Source organism: Undibacterium sp. 14-3-2, from assembly GCF_016595265.1.
Taxonomy (GTDB): domain Bacteria; phylum Pseudomonadota; class Gammaproteobacteria; order Burkholderiales; family Burkholderiaceae_D; genus Undibacterium; species Undibacterium aquatile.
In genome coordinates, this window is the sequence record NZ_JAENGS010000005.1 from 50,797 (window position 1) to 70,097 (window position 19,301).

The 19,301-nt window shown below is 49.0% G+C and carries 14 protein-coding genes; 4 read left to right on the forward strand and 10 right to left on the reverse strand.

Annotation, left to right across the window (positions count from 1 at the left end):
- Positions 1-4: 4 nt before the first annotated feature.
- The 5 genes from Undi14_RS12190 to rpsB all read right to left on the reverse strand — a co-directional run bounded on the left by Undi14_RS12190 (position 5) and on the right by rpsB (position 4,403).
- Positions 5-823: a phosphatidate cytidylyltransferase gene (locus Undi14_RS12190; RefSeq protein WP_200180548.1), complete on the reverse strand. Its 819-nt coding sequence runs from the start codon at positions 821-823 to the stop codon at positions 5-7.
- A gap of 298 nt (positions 824-1,121) precedes the next feature.
- On the reverse strand, positions 1,122-1,682 hold the full coding sequence (gene frr / locus Undi14_RS12195) for a ribosome recycling factor (RefSeq protein ID WP_186885346.1): 561 nt from the start codon (positions 1,680-1,682) through the stop codon (positions 1,122-1,124).
- Between the two features lie 84 nt (positions 1,683-1,766).
- Positions 1,767-2,483 (reverse strand): UMP kinase, encoded by a 717-nt coding sequence (gene pyrH / locus Undi14_RS12200; protein ID WP_186885347.1) that lies wholly within the window; start codon positions 2,481-2,483, stop codon positions 1,767-1,769.
- 156 nt (positions 2,484-2,639) lie between these two features.
- On the reverse strand, positions 2,640-3,521 hold the full coding sequence (gene tsf, locus Undi14_RS12205; protein ID WP_200180549.1) for a translation elongation factor Ts: 882 nt from the start codon (positions 3,519-3,521) through the stop codon (positions 2,640-2,642).
- A 135-nt stretch (positions 3,522-3,656) separates the two neighbouring features.
- The gene (gene rpsB, locus Undi14_RS12210) at positions 3,657-4,403 is read right to left on the reverse strand and encodes a 30S ribosomal protein S2 (protein ID WP_186885349.1); all 747 of its coding nucleotides are present in this window, start codon (positions 4,401-4,403) and stop codon (positions 3,657-3,659) included.
- A gap of 320 nt (positions 4,404-4,723) precedes the next feature.
- Here rpsB and map point away from each other — a divergent pair, with 320 nt between their 5' ends.
- Genes map through Undi14_RS12225 form a run of 3 tightly spaced genes read left to right on the forward strand, consistent with a single transcriptional unit; the run spans position 4,724 to position 8,915 of the window.
- Positions 4,724-5,533, forward strand: a complete 810-nt coding sequence (map, locus tag Undi14_RS12215; protein WP_200180550.1) for a type I methionyl aminopeptidase — start codon at positions 4,724-4,726, stop codon at positions 5,531-5,533.
- A 22-nt stretch (positions 5,534-5,555) separates the two neighbouring features.
- Positions 5,556-8,108, forward strand: a complete 2,553-nt coding sequence (locus Undi14_RS12220; RefSeq protein WP_200180551.1) for a [protein-PII] uridylyltransferase — start codon at positions 5,556-5,558, stop codon at positions 8,106-8,108.
- Positions 8,109-8,168: 60 nt separating this feature from the next.
- The gene (locus tag Undi14_RS12225; RefSeq protein WP_186885352.1) at positions 8,169-8,915 is read left to right on the forward strand and encodes a pseudouridine synthase; all 747 of its coding nucleotides are present in this window, start codon (positions 8,169-8,171) and stop codon (positions 8,913-8,915) included.
- A 143-nt stretch (positions 8,916-9,058) separates the two neighbouring features.
- Here Undi14_RS12225 and def read toward each other — a convergent pair whose 3' ends face one another.
- From def to smc, 5 genes are all read right to left on the reverse strand, one after another.
- On the reverse strand, positions 9,059-9,592 hold the full coding sequence (gene def / locus Undi14_RS12230; RefSeq protein WP_200180552.1) for a peptide deformylase: 534 nt from the start codon (positions 9,590-9,592) through the stop codon (positions 9,059-9,061).
- Between the two features lie 119 nt (positions 9,593-9,711).
- Positions 9,712-10,587 carry a UTP--glucose-1-phosphate uridylyltransferase GalU gene (gene galU / locus Undi14_RS12235; protein WP_200180554.1) on the reverse strand — a complete coding sequence of 292 codons (876 nt, stop codon included), beginning with the start codon at positions 10,585-10,587 and terminating at the stop codon, positions 9,712-9,714.
- A 1-nt stretch (position 10,588) separates the two neighbouring features.
- Positions 10,589-12,967, reverse strand: a complete 2,379-nt coding sequence (gene ligA / locus Undi14_RS12240; protein ID WP_200180556.1) for an NAD-dependent DNA ligase LigA — start codon at positions 12,965-12,967, stop codon at positions 10,589-10,591.
- A 17-nt stretch (positions 12,968-12,984) separates the two neighbouring features.
- On the reverse strand, positions 12,985-14,079 hold the full coding sequence (locus tag Undi14_RS12245; RefSeq protein WP_186885356.1) for a cell division protein ZipA C-terminal FtsZ-binding domain-containing protein: 1,095 nt from the start codon (positions 14,077-14,079) through the stop codon (positions 12,985-12,987).
- Positions 14,076-17,600: a chromosome segregation protein SMC gene (gene smc / locus Undi14_RS12250; RefSeq protein WP_200180559.1), complete on the reverse strand. Its 3,525-nt coding sequence runs from the start codon at positions 17,598-17,600 to the stop codon at positions 14,076-14,078. Before smc ends, Undi14_RS12245 begins: the two co-directional genes overlap by 4 nt.
- 394 nt (positions 17,601-17,994) lie before the next feature.
- Between smc and dapC the strand changes: the two genes are divergently transcribed.
- A complete protein-coding gene (dapC, locus tag Undi14_RS12255; RefSeq protein ID WP_200180561.1) occupies positions 17,995-19,221 on the forward strand; it encodes a succinyldiaminopimelate transaminase in 1,227 nt (408 codons plus the stop codon).
- The last annotated feature ends 80 nt before the right edge of the window (positions 19,222-19,301 follow it).

Here is a 19,301-nt window from a genome sequence, read left to right on the forward strand (position 1 = left end):
ACTATTAACGCCATAAATCCAGAAGAACAGCCAGCGGCAACACGGGAATCAATGCATCAATTCTATCGAGTACGCCACCATGGCCAGGTAAGAGATTGCTGCTGTCTTTCATGCCAACCCGTCGTTTCAACATGGATTCAAATAAATCGCCGATGACACTTGCAGCGCAAAGTAAACTCATCACACCAAAAAAAACCAACCAGCCTTTACGCAGAAAAATCTGTACCGCGAATGTGTCTTGTAGTGCCGGAATATAGACAGAGCCAGCAGCCAGTAACAGCACCGCCACGCCACCGCCAATAGCGCCCTCCCAGGATTTTCCGGGAGAAATAGAGGGTGCCAGCTTATGTTTCCCAAATGCTTTTCCTGAAAAATACGCTCCAATATCCGCGACCCATACTATCGCCATGACTGATAGCAGATAGAGCGGCGATACTTTAAATAACACCGCAATCGCGATAAAACATCCAAAAATAACGATGCCGTACAGCGTACTCAGGATTCCATTTGAAAACCCGAATTCAGGCGGCAAGCCCTTGGCCAGCAACGGCGCCAGTCGTAACAACCAGAAGGCAACACACAAGGCAAATAATAATGGCGTAGAAAAGCTATCGAGATGAAATAAGAGATAAGCAAAGAAGGCAGCCCATCCTGCAGCCATCAGCAAAGGAAGTGGTTTTTTAAATAAACGCTGACACTCCCAGATCGCCGCACCAAAGAAGGCGACCACGATCACCGAAAAAGCGAGGAAATTCCCTGAATACAAAACCGGCAACAAAATGGCCAGCAAAATCAACGCGGTAATAACGCGGGTTTTTAACATCAATGACTCTCTGTCTGATTATGTTGTGCTGCACTGAACTCAAAAAATAGGCGATCAATCGCTTACTGCCTCTGCGGCCAGAGTATAAACGGTTTTATCCGGCATACTCACAATTGCCCTCGCCGCAATACCTGACTCATAAAGACCGAATAATTGAGAAATAACACCCTCAGGTGAGCATAAAAAAAACTACCGCCAACTCCGATCACTACAAAGAAAGGAGTCAGAAGTAGTTTTACTTACAGCGTATTCAAAATCTGAGCCAAAAAAAACAAGTAAATGTGACTTAGTGAATAGCTTAAACCGTCAACACTTCTTTTTCTTTTTCAGCCAATAACTTATCGACTTCAGCGACAAATTTGTCTGTCAGCTTTTGAATATCATCTTGTGCACGACGCTCATCATCTTCAGAGCATTCTTTTTCCTTGAGCATTTTTTTCAACGATTCATTGGCATCGCGACGGATATTGCGAATAGCAATTTTCGCGCCTTCGCCTTCAGTCTTCACCAGCTTGACCATTTCTTTACGACGTTCTTCTGTCAATGGTGGCGTTGGCACACGGATCATATCGCCCTGACTCGATGGATTCAGACCAAGATCAGAATCGCGAATTGCTTTTTCTATCGTGCTCAGCATTTTCTTTTCCCACGGCTGAACACCGATCGTGCGCGCATCAATCAGCGTTACGTTAGCAACCTGAGTGATATTTGTCGGGGAACCATAGTAATCAACCATCACGTGATCCAGAATGCCTGTATGTGCACGGCCTGTACGAACTTTCGACAAGTCCGCTTTCAGAGTCTCAATCGACTTCTGCATTCTCTGGTCACTATTTTTTTTAACGTCTGCTACGCTCATACTGCCCTCCTGTACATCAATTCTCAGTCTTTAAAAAGCAAAAGACCCTTATCAAAATTAAACCAGTCAATCAAAAACGCTGCATTATACGTGGACAAGTGTGCCTTCGTCTTCACCCATAATGACATTCTTTAACGCACCAGGCTTAACAATAGAGAATACTTTGATTGGCAATTTCTGATCGCGGCAAAGTGCAAATGCGGTTGCATCCATCACCTGCAAATGGCGTGAGATGGCCTCGTCAAATGAAATAGTGGAAAAACGTGTCGCAGTCGGATCTTTTTTCGGATCTGCGGTATAAACACCATCCACCTTCGTCGCCTTCAAAACGATTTCAGCGCCGATTTCAGACCCGCGTAAGGCAGCAGCAGTATCGGTAGTAAAGAATGGATTGCCGGTACCTGCCGCAAACACAATTACCTTACCCTCTTCCAGATATTGCAATGCTTTCGGGCGAACATAAGGTTCAACCACCTGATCAATTGCGATCGCAGACATGACGCGTGCAGTCACCCCTGCCTGGCGCATCGCATCCGCTAACGCCAAGGCATTCATCACTGTTGCGAGCATCCCCATATAATCGGCGGTGGCACGATCCATGCCCTGCGCACCTGGAGCAACGCCACGGAATATATTGCCGCCACCGATTACGATAGCAAGCTCGACACCTAAGCGGGATATTTCTGCAACATCCGCTACCATACGTTCAATCGTGGCACGGTTAATGCCAAATGAATCATCGCCCATGAGGGCTTCGCCAGAGAGCTTCAAGAGCACGCGCTTGTAAGCAGGTTTTGTCATGATAGGACTCCTTCTGGAAAGTTAAGAAATTAAATTAATACAAGCAATCATTTGGTTTGCTCACATTTGAAGTGACATCCAAACCAAATAATCCTGAAACTACTTTTCTGAGCTTAAAAAAACGGGCCTTTCGGCCCGTTTTTTTATTACGCCTGATTACGCTTGTTTTGCCGCAGCTACTTGAGCTGCCACTTCTGCTGCGAAATCATCGACTTTTTTCTCGATGCCTTCACCAACAACAAACATCGTGAATGCTTTCACATTCGAACCAACTGATTTGAGCATTTGCTCCACAGTTTGCTTGTCATTTTTAACGAAAGGTTGATTGAATAAAGAAACTTCTTTCAGGAACTTCTGCACAGAACCTTCTACCATTTTTTCAACGATATCCGCTGGCTTGCCAGATTCCGCTGCTTTCTGAGACGCAACTGAACGTTCTTTTTCGATCAATTCCGCAGGTACTTGTTCTGTCGACAAAGCAACTGGTTTCATCGCAGCGATATGCATTGCTACGTCTTTACCAACTTGTTCATCAGCACCTTCAAATTCAACAACAACACCGATACGTGTGCCGTGCAGATAAGAAGTCAGCTTAGCTGGTGTTTCAAAACGTGCGAAACGACGGAAGGACATGTTTTCACCGATCTTACCAACCAGTGCTGCACGAACTTCTTCTACTGTCTTGCCATCGAGTGGCAATGCGCCCAAAGCAGCTACGTCAGCTGGATTGTGCTCAGCAATCAATTTAGCGCAAGTGTTAGCCAATGCAATGAAGTCATCATTTTTTGTAACGAAGTCTGTTTCGCAGTTAACTTCGATCAAAGCACCGACATTACCGGAAATATAAGAAGCAACTACACCTTCCGCAGTAACGCGGGAGGAAGCTTTAGATGCTTTGCTACCCAGTTTTACACGCAGAATCTCTTCTGCACGGTCCATATCACCATCAGCTTCTGTCAAAGCTTTTTTGCATTCCATCATTGGCGCATCTGTCTTTGCGCGCAAAGCACCAACCATCGCTGCTGTAATCGCTGCCATGTCATTCTCCTAAATCGGTAGTGCTATTCAGCACTGATCATCAAATTTTGTTTTAAAAAAAGGGGCGAACGACTGTTGCCCCATTTTTCGCGTCCCGGGTATAAATCGCCCCGAAACTCTCTATCTGAACAAAAATTACGCTTGCTCTACTTCCACAAACTCGTCAGAACCTGGCTTCACTGCTTCCAGAACTTCATTCACTGCGTTTGCACGGCCTTCCAGGATTGCATCAGCAACACCGCGGGCATACAGAGCAATTGCCTTGGATGAGTCATCATTACCAGGAATGATGTAAGCAACACCTTCAGGAGAGTGGTTAGTATCGACCACGCCGATAACAGGGATGCCGAGTTTAGCTGCTTCAGTAATTGCACCTTTGTGGTAGCCAACGTCAACCACGAAAATTGCATCAGGAACGCCGCCCATATCCTTGATACCGCCGATAGATTTTTGCAGTTTAATCATTTCACGATCAAACATCAGCGCTTCTTTTTTGGACAACTTCTCTACGGAACCATCTTCAACAGCAGCTTCCATTTCTTTCAGGCGCTTGATCGATGTTTTTACTGTTTTGAAGTTAGTCAGCATACCACCCAACCAACGTTGATCAACGTAAGGCATACCTGCACGTTGCGCTTCTGCTGCGATGATTTCGCGAGATTGGCGTTTTGTACCAACCAGCAGAATTGTGCCGCGATTTGCAGACAATTGACGGATATGCTTCATCGCTTCCTGGTACAAAGCCAGTGTTTTTTCCAGGTTAACGATATGAATTTTGTTGCGGTGACCGAAGATGTACGGTGCCATTTTTGGATTCCAAAAACGTGTTTGGTGACCAAAGTGCACGCCAGCTTCCAGCATTTCACGCATTGTTACAGACATAATAAACTCCAGGGTTAGGTCTTGAATCCAGCCAGTGATCTCTCTACCTGAGCAGAAAAGACACCCTTTTCGACCGGATTCGATTGATAAGAATATGAATTAACCTATAAGAAATTTGCATTCATTTACAAGCTAACCATCTATTCTACTATGAAATTGCGATTCTCCTCAAGTATGAAGTTGACTTCACTGCGACAGGCGCACTTTTCACGTCTATAATTATTGATTACCTGCTGATAGCACTTATTTATCGCACTTTCTCACGCAGCGATGCATTCTTTTTCATTCAATTCAATATCGCTGCTCTACTACGAAACAATATGGAATCCATTTCAATTAAAACCGCGGAAGATATCGCCGGTATGCGTATCGCCGGAAAACTGGCATCAGAAGTCCTTGATTACATTACCCCATTCGTTCAGGTTGGCGTAACAACCGGTGAACTTGATCGTCTTTGTCACGAATATATGGTGAATGTACAAGGCACGATTCCGGCTCCGCTGAACTATTGCCCTCCTGGTTACACGCCCTACCCGAAAGCAATCTGCACTTCTGTCAATGACGTGATCTGTCACGGTATTCCTGGCGATAAAGTCTTAAAAAACGGCGATTCCGTCAACCTTGATATTACCGTCATTAAAGATGGCTACCACGGTGACACCAGTCGTATGTTTTTGCTTGGTGAACCATCTATTTTAAGCAAGCGCCTGAACCAGATCACTTATGAATGCATGTGGCTGGGCATTTCAAAAATCAAACCTGGCGCTTATCTGGGAGACATTGGACATGTGATTCAGCAGCATGCTGAAAAAGCCGGTTACAGCGTGGTCCGTGAGTTTTGTGGACATGGCATCGGTAAAGTTTTCCACGAAGCGCCTCAGGTCATGCATTACGGCAAACCCGGCACCATGGAAAAACTGGAAGCGGGCATGATTTTTACCGTAGAACCGATGATTAATGCCGGCCGACGTGAGATTCGCGCCATGGGTGACGGCTGGACTATCCGCACCAAAGACCGCAGCTTGTCTGCACAATGGGAACATACTGTGCTCGTCACCGAAACAGGTTATGAAATCTTAACGTTGTCGGCTGGCTACCCACCAATTCCTGACTACATTCAACTCGTTTAAACGTACAAGGCGACCCGGAATAATGCTTTCACCAGCACTTGCATTCAAAGAAGAAATCAAGTCAGCACAAGCGTCAGCAATACTGGCGTTTAATGACAATCACAAAGCTGAACAGTTACTGAAGGGTTTATGCCGCAGTGTGGATCATGTGCTGGAAAAGATCTGGAAACATTTCGACATACCCAAGGAATGTTCACTGGTCGCCGTCGGAGGTTATGGTCGCGGCGAGCTTTTTCCTTATTCTGATGTGGATGTTCTGATCTTACTGGACAAAGCGCCGACAGCAGAAACGCAAAGCAAACTTGAGTGTCTGGTGCAGTTGTTCTGGGACATCGGACTCGATATCGGTCACAGTATACGTACGGTAGAAGAATGCCTTCAGGAGTCGGCAGCAGATATTACTGTGCAGACCAGCATGCTTGAGGCGCGTCTGGTCTGCGGCAGTCGCAGCCTGTTCCGTAAGCTGCAACAATGCTACGCAGAGGCAATGAATCCGCAAAAATTTTTCCAGGAAAAACTGCTGGAGCTCCGGCAGCGGCATGTCAAATATGAAGACACGCCATACAGTCTGGAGCCGAATTGCAAGGAAAGTCCTGGTGGTCTGCGCGACTTACAAGTCATCCTCTGGGTTGCCAGGGCAGCTAATCTCGGCAATTCCTGGCGAGAACTGGCGCAGCGCGGTCTGATTACCGACACCGAAGCGCATCAACTCAAACGTAATGAACGCGCCTTTAAAGACATACGCGCACGCCTGCACATCGCTGCGGGACGCCGTGAAGACCGGCTAGTGTTTGATATACAGACACCGATTGCAGAATCATTCGGATTCAAAACGACGGAATCGCGACGTGCCAGCGAATATCTGATGCAGCGATATTACTGGGCCGCCAAAGCGGTCACCCAGTTAAATCTGATACTGCTGCAGAATATCGAAGCCGTTTTGTTTCCTCAGCCCTCGGTGCCACGTCCCATCAATGAGCGCTTCAATGAGGTCAATGGCTTCATCGATATTGCCTCTGACGACACGTTCCAAAGCAATCCGTCAGCGTTACTGGAAATTTTTCTCGTGATGGCGCGCCATAGTGAACTGAAAGGTATGACAGCGCGAACAACGCGCGCGTTATGGCATGCCCGCTTGCTGATTGATGCCGAATTCAGGCACAACATTTTCAATCGCTCACTCTTTTTACAGATATTGCAGGCCCCACAGGGCATCACGCATGCTTTGCGGCGCATGAATCAGATGAGCATACTCGGCCGTTATCTGCCCAATTTCCGGCGGATTATCGGACAGATGCAACATGATCTGTTTCATGCCTACACCGTCGATCAGCATATCCTGATGGTCGTGCGCAATCTGCGCCGCTACACGATGCCTGAGCATGCCCATGAATATCCGTTCTGCAGCCAGTTGATCGCCAATTTCGATCAGCCTTGGGTGCTGTATATCGCAGCGCTGTTCCATGATATCGCCAAAGGTCGCGGCGGCGACCATTCTGTGCTTGGAATGGCCGATGCGAAGAAATTTTGTTACGACCACGGACTGAACCGCGCGAATACGGAACTGGTGATTTTCCTTGTACAGAACCATCTGACCATGTCGCAAGTTGCGCAAAAGCAGGATTTATCCGATCCGGATGTCGTGCTGAATTTCGCCAAATTAGTAAAAGACGAGCGTCATCTGACCGCCCTGTATTTGCTGACCGTATCTGATATCCGCGGCACCAGCCCGAAAGTATGGAACGGCTGGAAAGCCAAGCTGCTGGAAGACCTGTATCGTATGACCTTACGCGTTCTTGGCGGTGAAGCGCCATCAAAAGACAGCGTATTAAAAAATCGTCAGAACGATGCACTGAAAGCCTTACGCCTGGTCGGCATTCCGCCGGACGCACATGAAAAACTCTGGCAACAACTGGATGTCGGCTATTTCCTGCGCCATGACGCATCTGATATCGCCTGGCAAACCAGAGTACTGTACGACAGAATTGATAGCAGTACGCCAGTAGTGAAATGCCGTTTATCAACGATAGGCGAAGGCCTTCAGGTCACCGTCTATGTCAAAGATCAGCCGGATTTGTTCGCTCGGATTTGCAATTATTTTGACAGCAAAAATTTCGATATTCTCGACGCCAAAATTCATACCTGTAAAAACGGTTACGCACTCGACACCTTCATGGTCAGCGAGCCTAGCTTTGCGCATCAGTATCGCGACATCATTAACCTGATCGAACACGAACTGAGTGAATCGCTGGCGCAGCAAACGCCATTATCGCCGCCGAATCGCGGGCGGTTATCGCGCATGTCGCGCAACTTCCCTATCGTCCCGACGGTCGATTTACGGCCGGATGAAAAAGGCCAGTATTATTTATTGTCGATCTCTGCGAATGACAAAAATGGTTTGCTGTATTCGATTGCCGAGGTACTGACGAAATACAAAATCAATCTGCACACCGCGAAGATCATGACGCTGGGCGAGCGGGTTGAAGACGTGTTTATCGTTGATGGCGCTGCGCTGCAAGGCGCTCGTACCCAGATTCAGTTTGAAACTGATCTGTTGGACGCATTACGGGTGTAAACTCGCATCCTTTTTTCCATCCGGACCTGCATTTCCGGATTCACTGCCTGATATTTCACCATGACAGAATTAGTAAGACTCTCAAAACGCATGTCCGAACTCGGATTGTGCTCCCGCCGCGAAGCGGATGAATGGATCGCCCGCGGCTGGGTACGCGTCGATGGCCAGGTCATCTCCGAACTCGGCAGTAAAGTATTGCCGCATCAAAAAGTAACGGTTGAACGACAAGCGGCGGCTGAACAATCCAAGCGCGTGACCGTTCTGATCAATAAGCCAGTTGGCTACGTCAGTGGTCAGGCAGAAGATGGCTACACACCAGCGATTGCGCTGATCAAACCGGAAAACCGCTGGTCAGAATGCAAGGTCGATACGGCATTTCATCCTACCCAATTGCGTAGTCTGGTACCTGCAGGCCGTCTCGATATTGATTCCGTTGGCTTATTGGTGCTGACGCAGGATGGCAGGATTGCCAAACAGCTGATCGGTGAAAATACGGTCGTCGAAAAAGAATACCTGGTGCGGGTTGCTTATTCCAAACCGGGCAGATTGCCCGATGCAGATCTGCGCCGACTGAATCACGGCCTGATGCTCGATGGTAAAAAATTGCTGCCTGCCAAAGTCAGTTGGCAAAATGAAGATCAATTGCACTTCATTTTGCGTGAAGGGAAAAAACGTCAGATTCGCCGTATGTGCGACATGGTGGGCTTGCGCGTCCTGGGTTTAAAGCGAGTGCGTATCGGCAAAGTCAGACTGGGTAATTTACCCGAAGGGCAATGGCGCTATCTGCGTGAAGACGAACAATTCTGATCGCTAAAAAACACGATCTGATATCACTGAATCAGATACTCCCCCCTATTTTTGTCATTTTATAGCTCATGTCCTTGAATAATAAGGGCTGTAAATAATACTCCGGGGGAGTATATTCAGCCCCTCCAAAGCCAGATGCAGGATTAGTCGTCGTCTGCCGGGTCCAGTTCCGGAAATAATACTTCGGTAAAACCGAATTGCCTCATATCGCGGATGCGCATCGGATACAAAATGCCGTTCAGATGATCGCATTCATGCTGCACGACGCGGGCATGAAAACCATCGACGTCACGGCAGATAGGCTTGCCGAACTGATCAACGCCTTCATATCGCAAAGCCGACCAACGCGGTACCAGCCCGCGCATTCCGGGTACCGACAAGCAACCTTCCCAGGCCTCGTCGGTTTCATCACTGAGTGGCGTCAGCTCGGGATTGAGCAAGACTGTTTCCGGCACAACGGGTGCATCGGGATAGCGCGGATTCGATTTAAAGCCAAAAATAACCAATTGCAGATTCACGCCGATTTGTGGTGCAGCCAAACCCGCACCATTGGCCGCAGCCATGGTCTCAAACATCTCACTGATCAACTGATGTAGTTCCGGCGTATCGAATTCAGTGACTGGCTCTGCGACGCGCAACAAACGCGGATCGCCCATTTTCAGAATCGGATGGATCATATTTTTTCCTTACTTCAGATTGATAGCTATCGCGACAACCAAGATACATCAATTTAAAAAAGACGCAAAAAAAAAGACCAGATCGCAATGATCTGGTCACGCTGCAATTATGTGGCTGATTACTTGATCGATTTTAAGAATTCAGTAAATTCTGCGCTGGTTTCTTTGTGTTTCAAACCAAGTGCCACGCTGGCTTTGAGGTAACCAAGTTTAGAACCACAGTCATAACGTGTTGCTGCCGGGCGGTATGCATAGACAGGGTAATCTTTCAGCATCGCTGCGATACCATCGGTCAGTTGAATTTCACCGCCAGATCCTTTGCCCAGATTTTCGAGGTAAGAGAAAATACGACCGGACAAGATATAGCGTCCAACCACGGCCAGGGTGGAAGGTGCAACATCCGGCATCGGTTTCTCAATAATTCCCTGCATACGCTCGAGTCTGTCTTTGTATGGCGTGCCACTGACGATACCGTACTGACGGGTGAATTCGCGTGGCACATCCTGAACCGCAATAATACTGCCGCCTTCAGCCTCATATTGCTTCGTCATCTGCGCCATGACTGATGGCTGCCCCACATCGGCATCCATCAGATCATCGGCCAGCAGAACGGCAAAAGGATCGTCGCCAATCACAGGACGGGCACACAGCACCGCGTGACCAAGTCCAAGCGCGGCTGGCTGGCGAATGTAAATACAATTGACGCTTTTCGGAATCACATTACGCACAAGATCAAGCAGAGCCTCTTTGCCTGCGGCCTCAAGCTCACTTTCCAATTCGTAGGCTTTATCAAAATGATCTTCAATCGCGCGCTTGTTCCGGCCGGTGATGAACACCATTTCTGTAATCCCCGCTTCCACCGCCTCTTCGACCGCATACTGAATCAGCGGCTTATCAACGATAGGCAGCATTTCCTTTGGTTGCGCTTTAGTCGCCGGTAAAAAACGGCTGCCCAAACCGGCAACAGGGAAAACGGCTTTTTTAATTTTTCTCATTTCAGCTCCTGGAACATAATTGAAGTAAATCTGCTTCTGTCAAAACAGCGACACCTAATTCTCTTGCCTTCACTAACTTGCTGCCTGCCTCTTCACCAGCCACAACATAGCTGGTCTTTTTCGACACTGATCCCGCCACCTTGCCACCTGCCGCTTCAATCATGGCGGTCGCCTGATCGCGCGTTAATGTCGGTAAGGTTCCAGTGAGGACAAATGTTTTTCCGGCAAATACGCCCTCATCTTCTGCAGCCTGCGGCAACTGCTGCAGCAATTCCTGCGCAATTTTTTCCAGTCCCAACAAACGCTGCCGGTTTTCGGGAAGTGCCAACCATTGCATCAGCGCCGCATGCACATCCGACGGCAAACCAAGATCAGTAAAACCGTCATCTCCCAATGCTGCCAGATTCTTCATCGACATGCCGCGATCTTGCAATTGTTTGCATCGGGTTGCCGTCAGTTTCGGGATATCCAACGCTGCCAGCAGCACTGCAAATTCGAGGCGCTCACGCAATTTCGCACTGGGCGCATGTTCGTCTTTTGGCAAAACATCCGCCTGTAAAAGAGCGTCCAACGCCTGCTGATTTTTAGGTTCTGCAAAAAAATCAGCGATCGCATCAGCGACGGTTGCGCCGATATCCGGTAAGACACGTAATAAGGCCGATGGCGCATGACGTATCAAAGCAAGTTGCCCCAACCAGTCGGCCAGCGTTTTCGCTGTCGATTCGCCGACATGCCGGATGCCAAGTGCAAACAATAAGCGATCTAAAGACGGCTGCTTGCTGGCCGCAATCGCGGTAAGTAAGTTTTCCGCCCATTTAGTGGCGATTTTCCCTTGCTGAACAGTTTCAGGCGTGATGCCGTCGCGCTCATCCGCCCGTTGTTTCATTTCCAGCAGATTATCCAGCGTCAGCTTGTACAAATCGGCAATACCATGCACATAGCCGAGTTCAACCAGATTCTCGATATAACGCTCACCCAGACCTTCAACATCCATCATCCTGCGACCAGCGAAGTGACGAATAGCCTCTTTACGTTGAGCGGAACAAAACAAACCACCGGAGCAGCGCGCAATCGCCTCACCCTCTTCCCTGACCACATGGGAACCGCATACGGGACAAGATTTGGTCATTTCAAATGCGGCTGGCGCAGGCTCAGGTCGCCACTCCAACACGACAGCAACCACTTCTGGAATCACGTCGCCGGCACGTCGTACGATCACGGTGTCACCGCACCGCACATCCTTGCGTCTGACCTCATCTTCATTGTGTAAGGTGGCGTTGGTGATTGTGACACCGCCGACAAATACCGGTGCCAGCCTTGCGACTGGCGTCAATGCGCCAGTACGTCCGACCTGAATATCAATTCCCTGCACCAGGGTCATTGCTTCTTCGGCTGGAAACTTATGCGCCAGCGCAAAGCGCGGGGCGCGTGACACGAAGCCCAATTCCGTCTGCTGGACAAAATCGTTCACTTTATAAACGACGCCGTCAATTTCATAAGCCAGCGCAGGACGTTTCTGTTGTATAGCACGATAAAAATCGAGCAAACCAGAGGCACCGCTCACCAACGCATTTTCATCACAGACAGGAATACCAAGATCGCGGTACCACGCCAGCAGCGCGCGATGCGACGCGGGTAACTCAGCACCGTCAAGCGCACCAATGCCATAAGCAAAAAAACGTAAATTACGCTGCGCAGTGATTTTGGAATCAAGTTGCCGCAAACTGCCAGCGGCCGCATTGCGTGGATTGGCAAATTCTTTAGCCCCTGCATCACGCTGGCGCTGATTCAATTTTTCGAAGTCGCGTTTAAACATCAGAACTTCACCACGCACATCCAGCAATGCTGGCGGGTGCGGCGTATTCAGCCGTAGCGGTATGCTGCGTATGGTGCGGATATTTTCCGTCACATCTTCGCCGGTAAAACCATCGCCACGCGTTGCAGCCTGCGTGAAAACGCCATCAACATAGCGCAGATTAATAGCAAGCCCGTCAAACTTCAGATCGATCGCATACTCAATCTCGTTACTGGCATTTAATCCTTCGCGAACCCGCTTATCAAACGCAAGCACGTCTTCATCTTCAAAGCCATTGTTCAGCGACAGCATAGGAACTGCGTGCTGCACCTGGCCGAATTCAGGTAAAGCCTGTCCACCGACACGCAAGGTCGGCGAGTCGGCTGTTCTTAAGTCAGGGAAATCCGTTTCGATTTTTTGTAGTTCAGCGAATAATTTATCGTATTCACTATCAGGAATAGTCGGCTGATCCTGCACATAATAGGCATGACTGTGGCGCTCAATTTCACGACGCAAGTAAGCAGATCGCTCAGCCACCGTCGCGAAGGATGGTTCAATTGGCGCTCCAAATAAATCATTTTGCATGAAACAGAACTGCCAGCTTAACTGAATAAACGTTGCGCGCGTACTGAACCGGCAGGAATCTGCGCCTCTGCCATCGCTGCATAGAATTCATTGACCTGTCCAGCGATTTCATCCAGGGCTGCTTTTGAAATAGGCTGATTGCCATCATCCACGACCGTGCCGCCAAGGCGGGTCGCCAATGAACGGGCGCACGCTGCCATCGCACCGAAACCATCGCGGGACGGCGCAACGCAAGGCACATCCAGCAACAAGGTCAGGCGCGATGTTAAGGCTTCGCTGACGCCGACATTGGTTGACAAGGTAAACAGACTGCCGCCATCACCATCCGGCATCATCAGGCGCCCATCCGGACGCTGATCGAATCCCATTTTTTCCAAAGCAGCGATCAGCGTATTAAGTGCCCAAGCAGCGCCGGTGGCAGCCACATTGACACTCAATTGTGCATCGTGTTCAGCCACGAACTGGTGTAATTCACGCGCATGAGAAATCACGGAATTCATGTCTGGAATATCAGGGTGGGCATTCAGGTTATCGGCAATCGCACGTAATTTCATGACGAACTCTGAATACTCCAGTTCATTTAAGGCGCCGCTACGACTGACCATCTGTATGCCTGCGAACAAGGTAGTGTACGCACCGCCGATGGCGATTACGTCGCGCTCGCCGCTATGGGTCTGACCAATGAAATGCACTGGCTTTTTACCGACATACTTAAGGTCTGCGATTTCTGCCAGAATTTTTTCGCCACGGACAGGCGTATCAAATTCAAGCGGAATCACGCAATCTATCAGTTCATCAACCGGCAATTCTTTTTCGACAGAAACTGTTTTCGCATCCTCATTGACTTCTGCAGCCAGTTCCGACTCAACACTGTCTGTCAATACCGGTTCTGCCGGGCGAGTAACAGGGATGTTTTCATCAGCAAAAACAGGTTCATGTCTTTGCGTGACGTCTGCGGGCAGATCAGGATTGAGCAGTACGTCATCCTGCCCGTCATCGAATGCATTTTCGACGGTTTTCTTGGCTTTGTATTCCTGCCATTTATTAAAGGCGACCACACCAACGACCAAAGTACCGCTGATAGCTAATAAACTTAATTGTAGATCTGTCATGCTGCTTGAGCCTCAGTAGCAAAATTGACGGCGGACTCCATATCCACCGCCACAATTCGGGAAACCCCCTGTTCCTGCATGGTGACACCAATCAGTTGCTGTGCCATTTCCATTGCAATCTTATTGTGGGAGATAAATAAAAACTGGGTATTGGACGACATGCGTTTCACCATATTACAGAAACGCTCAGTGTTTGAATCATCTAAAGGCGCATCCACCTCATCCAGCAGACAGAAGGGAGCCGGATTGAGCTGAAACATAGAAAATACCAGCGCCGTCGCGGTCAAGGCTTTTTCGCCGCCGGACAGCAGATGTATCGTCGCATTCTTTTTGCCCGGAGGCTGTGCCATCACCTGCACGCCGGAATCCAGAATTTCGTCGCCGGTCATGATCAGTTTCGCCTGACCGCCACCGAATAAAATCGGGAACAGCTCAGCAAAGTGATGATTGACCTTATCAAAGGTATCTTGCAGCAATTCACGCGTTTCAATATCAATCTTTTGGATTGCATCTTGCAAAGTGGTAATTGCTTCGGTCAGATCGGCATGCTGTGCATCGAGGAATGTTTTGCGCTCTTTCGCCTGCACCAGTTCATCGAGTGCCGCCATATTCACTGCGCCCAGCGCCGCAATCGCATTATTCAGACGCGTCACCTCACCTTGCAAATAAGAAGGTTTCAGATCTGCATGCAGTTTCTCTGACAATGCGGCTTCATCGACTTCAAAATTGCGCAATTGTTCGTCGTATTGTTCTTGCGCGAGGCGCGCTGCCTGCTCTTTCAATTGCAATTCGACGATGCGGTCGCGTTGTGGCTGCAAGCCGCGTTCTGTCTGCGCTTTATTGTCTTCATACTGGCGTAATTGCTGCGTCAGCTGATCCAGCTCATGCCGAGCATCCGCCAGAGCACGTTCCTGATCGCTGCGACGATCCAGCAAATCCTGCAAACCCGCCTGCGCGGTCTGGTCGTCCATCGATTCCAGCTCCAGCTGACCTTGCTGCATGCTGGCAAATAATTGCGCAGATTGCTCCAGCGCTGTCGCAATATTGCGACGCATTTCTTCCATTTTACTGCGGTGCGATTTTTCAGCGAAAGCAGCTTCCTGCGCCGCCAGTTCAAGATCACGCAAACGCTGGCGCGCCTGATTCAACTGCTGTTCTTTTTCCAGATACGCCGTCTGCCCTTCTTCATGCGACTCCTGCAACTCGGCCAGTTCCATATCGAGCATTTCAAATTTTTGCTCGGATTCGGCTCTGGCCTGTTGTTGTTCGCTTTCCTGCGCGGCGATTTCGGCCAGATCAGTGCTGATCTGTGTGCTGCGCTGATTAAAACGCTCCTGCACTTCAGCCAGTTTCATGTATTCAATTTGCAGACTGTGCGTTGTTTGCGTCAGTGTGCCAACGCGCTGACGTAATTCCTGCAACTGCTGCGTCGCCTGGCTATACACAGATTCAGCACGAACCGAGCGCGCTTTCGCTTCATCTGCGAGCAATTGTCTGGCACGGCATTGCTTACTGATATTGTCGATTTCCTGCTGACGCCCGAGCACGCCATCCTGCTCGGAATCCGAGGCATAAAAACGCACACTGGAGCGGGAAATCACATGGCCTTGCTTAGTAATAAAGGACGCGCCCGGCGGCAACTTCGCACGATCAATAAAGGCAGACGCGACGTCTTCAGCGACGTAAACCTGATGTAACCAGTCCTGCATCAGACTGCGGATACCGGCATCGTTCAACTGCAACAGGCTGATGAAAGGTTTTAAACCAGGAGCCGCCAACGGCTGATCTGCCAATATCTGCGGACTGTACACTGCCAGTTTTGCTGGCGGCGCATCATTAAAAAATGCTTTTGCCCAATCAAGATTGGACATCTCCAGCGAGGCGGTACGCTCACGCAAGACAGATTCCAGCGCCGTTTCCCAGCCAGCTTCAATATGCAGCTTTTGCCATAGCTTAGGCAAGCGTCCAAGTTCGTGTTTTTCCAGCCAGGGCTGCACTTTCCCTTGTATCTGCACTTTTTCCTGCAACTGCTTTAATGCCAGCAGGCGTGCTTCAAGTTGCGCTAATTCAGCGGCATCCTGATTCACCTGCTGCTGCGCCTGTTTGCGTTCGTCTTCGAGCACAGGCAAACGTTCCAGTGCTTCTTCGAGTTGCATACTCAACTCTTCCAGCATTTGTTTTTTTTCTTCTAGCTGGAAAGACAAATTATCCAGATGACTGGAGTCTGGCATCGCCAGACCCTGTTTTTCCTGCATCAGGCGCTCTTTACGCGACGCCAGCGTGTTCAGAATGTTCGAGGCATTACGCTGATGCGCAGATTCGAGTTCAATCTGCTGCTGCATCTGCATAATCCGGGCACGGGACTCGGTTGTTTTCAGCTGCGACTCACGCCACACCTGCTCCATCGCAGGCAGAGTATCTTGTTGAGATTGCGCCGTTTCCGATGCCTGTTCAGCGCGCATCGCCAGTTCTTCGACCTGAATTTCGGCCTCTGAAAGCTCGTCTTGCAGTTGATGACTCTGACGTTGCCACTGATCACGCTGAGCAGTCAGGGAGTGAAGCTGCGATTGCAGACGACTACGCGATTCGATCACAAACTTGATTTGCGCCTCAAGGCTGCCAATTTCAGCATTCGTCTGATACAGATGCCCCTGCGCCTGATGCATGTGATCGCCGACCGCATAATGTGCCTGACGCATTTGCTCGAGTTCGAGCTCTACATGACGCAACTTAGCTGTTTGTTCTTCCAGATCGAGCTGAGTTTTTTCTATTTCAGCAAAATATTTCTTTTGTTCATTGGCGGCTTCATTCTTACGCAGTAGCCATAATAATTTTTGTTTTTCTTCCTGATCCGATTGCAGCTCGTGAAACTTATTCGCGATCACTGCCTGCGCTTCCAGTTTTTCCAGATTATTGTTCAGTTCACGCAAAATGTCTTCGACGCGCACCAGATTTTCATGCGTGTCGTGAATGCGGTTCTCGGTTTCGCGGCGACGCTCTTTGTAGCGGGAAACACCGGCGGCTTCTTCGAGGAAAATACGTAATTCTTCAGGGCGCGCTTCGATGATCCGCGAAATCATGCCCTGACCAATGATCGCGTAGGCGCGCGGCCCGAGGCCGGTACCGAGGAAAATATCCTGAATATCGCGGCGGCGAACCGGTTGACCATTGATGTAATAAGTGGAAGTGCCGTCCCGGGTCAGTGTCCGCTTAACGGCGATTTCACCATACTGACTCCATTGCCCCGCCGCTTTGCCCAGACTGTTATCAAACACTAATTCGACTGAGGCACGACCAGCAGGCTTTCTGTGGGTGGAACCGTTAAAAATAACGTCCTGCATGGATTCGCCGCGCAACTCTGATGCTTTTGATTCGCCCAGCACCCAGCGCACCGCGTCGATGATGTTCGATTTGCCACAGCCGTTTGGCCCGACAACACCGACCAACTGACCTGGCACCTGAAAATGAGTGGGTTCAACGAAAGATTTGAATCCCGACAATTTAATAGAAGTTAATCGCACTTAATGAAATATTATTATCGTTTGCAGACAAACCCGTCACTGCTCTCAGACACCTTGCAAGGCACTACCACCAAGCCTTGCCAGTACCTGACTATCAGCCCAGCATCATACCATTTGATCTGTGGAATTTTCATGCCTGAAGTTTAAGAAATCGCTAACTTTAACTTTATTTTGTGAGAATTCTTACAAATTAGCGTGATGAAATATCCTCAAAGCCTGCCTCTGAAGAATCTGGCAAAGGCTATAATACGAAATTCTGTCAATTCAGTATCAGGCAAACGTATGCTGGTCATGATATTGCGCAATGAATCCGGTGAAAGCAAATATTGCCTCAAAATATTGCTTCACTAAGGCAGCGACCTGAGACTTTTCCGTATTGATAACGAATCTAAAAATGCACTTTCATCCTCACCTCGCCAAGTTACAACCGTATCCTTTTGAGAAACTCAAACGCCTGTTTGCTGATGTCAAGCCCAATCCCGCTTACACGCCCATCAGCCTTGGTATAGGTGAACCGAAACACCCTACGCCTGAATTCATTAAACAGGCACTGATCGCCAATATGGCTGGGCTGGCAAGTTATCCGGCAACGACTGGTTCTGATGCGTTACGTAAGTCGATTTCAGAATGGGCTGCGCGTCGTTATGCGATTCCGGCACTCAATCCGGCGACACAGATTTTGCCGGTGAATGGTTCACGTGAAGCCTTATTTTCGCTGACGCAAACGATCATTAATACAGAAGAATGTCAGGACGGGCTGCCACTGGTATTGTGTCCGAATCCTTTTTATCAGATTTATGAAGGTGCAGCCTATTTGTCCGGCGCAGAGCCGTATTTTGCGAATGCGGATCCGCAACGCAATTTTGCCCCGGATTACAAAAGCATTCCGGAAGACATCTGGAAACGTGTGCAGTTATTGTTTATCTGTTCCCCGGGCAATCCTACGGGTGCCGTGCTGAATCTGGACGACTGGAAAGAATTATTTGAGCTATCAGATCGCTATGGTTTTGTGATTGCGGCTGACGAATGTTATTCCGAGATTTATTTTAAGGAAGAAGCACCTTTAGGTAGCTTGCAGGCGGCGCAGCTATTGGGACGCCCTGATTACCAACGACTGATCACTCTGTCGAGTTTATCGAAACGCTCTAACGTACCTGGCATGCGCTCCGGTTTTGTTGCTGGCGATGCGGAAATTATTAAAAAATTCCTGCTGTATCGCACCTATCACGGTAGTGCAATGAGCCCGATGATACAGGCCGCATCGGTAGAAGCATGGAATGATGAAACCCATGTGGAAGAAAACCGCGCCAAGTATGTCAAAAAGTTTGCCCAGATCACACCACTGTTGCAAGAAGTGCTGGATGTGCAATTACCCGATGCCGCCTTTTATTTATGGGCCAAAGTTGATCACCTGAAAGGTATCAGCGACACCGAATTCGCACGACGCTTATACCAACAATATAATGTGACGGTCTTACCTGGCAGTTATCTCGCCCGCGAAGCGCATGGCATCAATCCGGGACAAAACCGCATACGCATGGCGCTGGTCGCGGAAGTCGGCGAATGTCTTGAAGCAGCGCAGCGCATCGTTGCGTTTTGCAAAGACCTGGCCAGAGAATAATACCGAATACACCAAGCACACAGATACACGCACATTTTAAAAAATATTTTTACATCAATTCATTTTTTCAAAAGAAGATC

What these genes read in the sequence shown, in the direction of transcription:
- Undi14_RS12190 (WP_200180548.1), bottom strand. Translation starts at nt 823, where the DNA reads ATGTTAAAAACCCGCGTTATTACCGCGTTGATTTTGCTGGCCATTTTG.
- frr (WP_186885346.1), bottom strand. Translation starts at nt 1,682, where the DNA reads ATGAGCGTAGCAGACGTTAAAAAAAATAGTGACCAGAGAATGCAGAAG.
- pyrH (WP_186885347.1), bottom strand. Translation starts at nt 2,483, where the DNA reads ATGACAAAACCTGCTTACAAGCGCGTGCTCTTGAAGCTCTCTGGCGAA.
- tsf (WP_200180549.1), bottom strand. Translation starts at nt 3,521, where the DNA reads ATGGCAGCGATTACAGCAGCGATGGTTGGTGCTTTGCGCGCAAAGACA.
- rpsB (WP_186885349.1), bottom strand. Translation starts at nt 4,403, where the DNA reads ATGTCTGTAACAATGCGTGAAATGCTGGAAGCTGGCGTGCACTTTGGT.
- map (WP_200180550.1), top strand. Translation starts at nt 4,724, where the DNA reads ATGGAATCCATTTCAATTAAAACCGCGGAAGATATCGCCGGTATGCGT.
- Undi14_RS12220 (WP_200180551.1), top strand. Translation starts at nt 5,556, where the DNA reads ATGCTTTCACCAGCACTTGCATTCAAAGAAGAAATCAAGTCAGCACAA.
- Undi14_RS12225 (WP_186885352.1), top strand. Translation starts at nt 8,169, where the DNA reads ATGACAGAATTAGTAAGACTCTCAAAACGCATGTCCGAACTCGGATTG.
- def (WP_200180552.1), bottom strand. Translation starts at nt 9,592, where the DNA reads ATGATCCATCCGATTCTGAAAATGGGCGATCCGCGTTTGTTGCGCGTC.
- galU (WP_200180554.1), bottom strand. Translation starts at nt 10,587, where the DNA reads ATGAGAAAAATTAAAAAAGCCGTTTTCCCTGTTGCCGGTTTGGGCAGC.
- ligA (WP_200180556.1), bottom strand. Translation starts at nt 12,967, where the DNA reads ATGCAAAATGATTTATTTGGAGCGCCAATTGAACCATCCTTCGCGACG.
- Undi14_RS12245 (WP_186885356.1), bottom strand. Translation starts at nt 14,079, where the DNA reads ATGACAGATCTACAATTAAGTTTATTAGCTATCAGCGGTACTTTGGTC.
- dapC (WP_200180561.1), top strand. Translation starts at nt 17,995, where the DNA reads ATGCACTTTCATCCTCACCTCGCCAAGTTACAACCGTATCCTTTTGAG.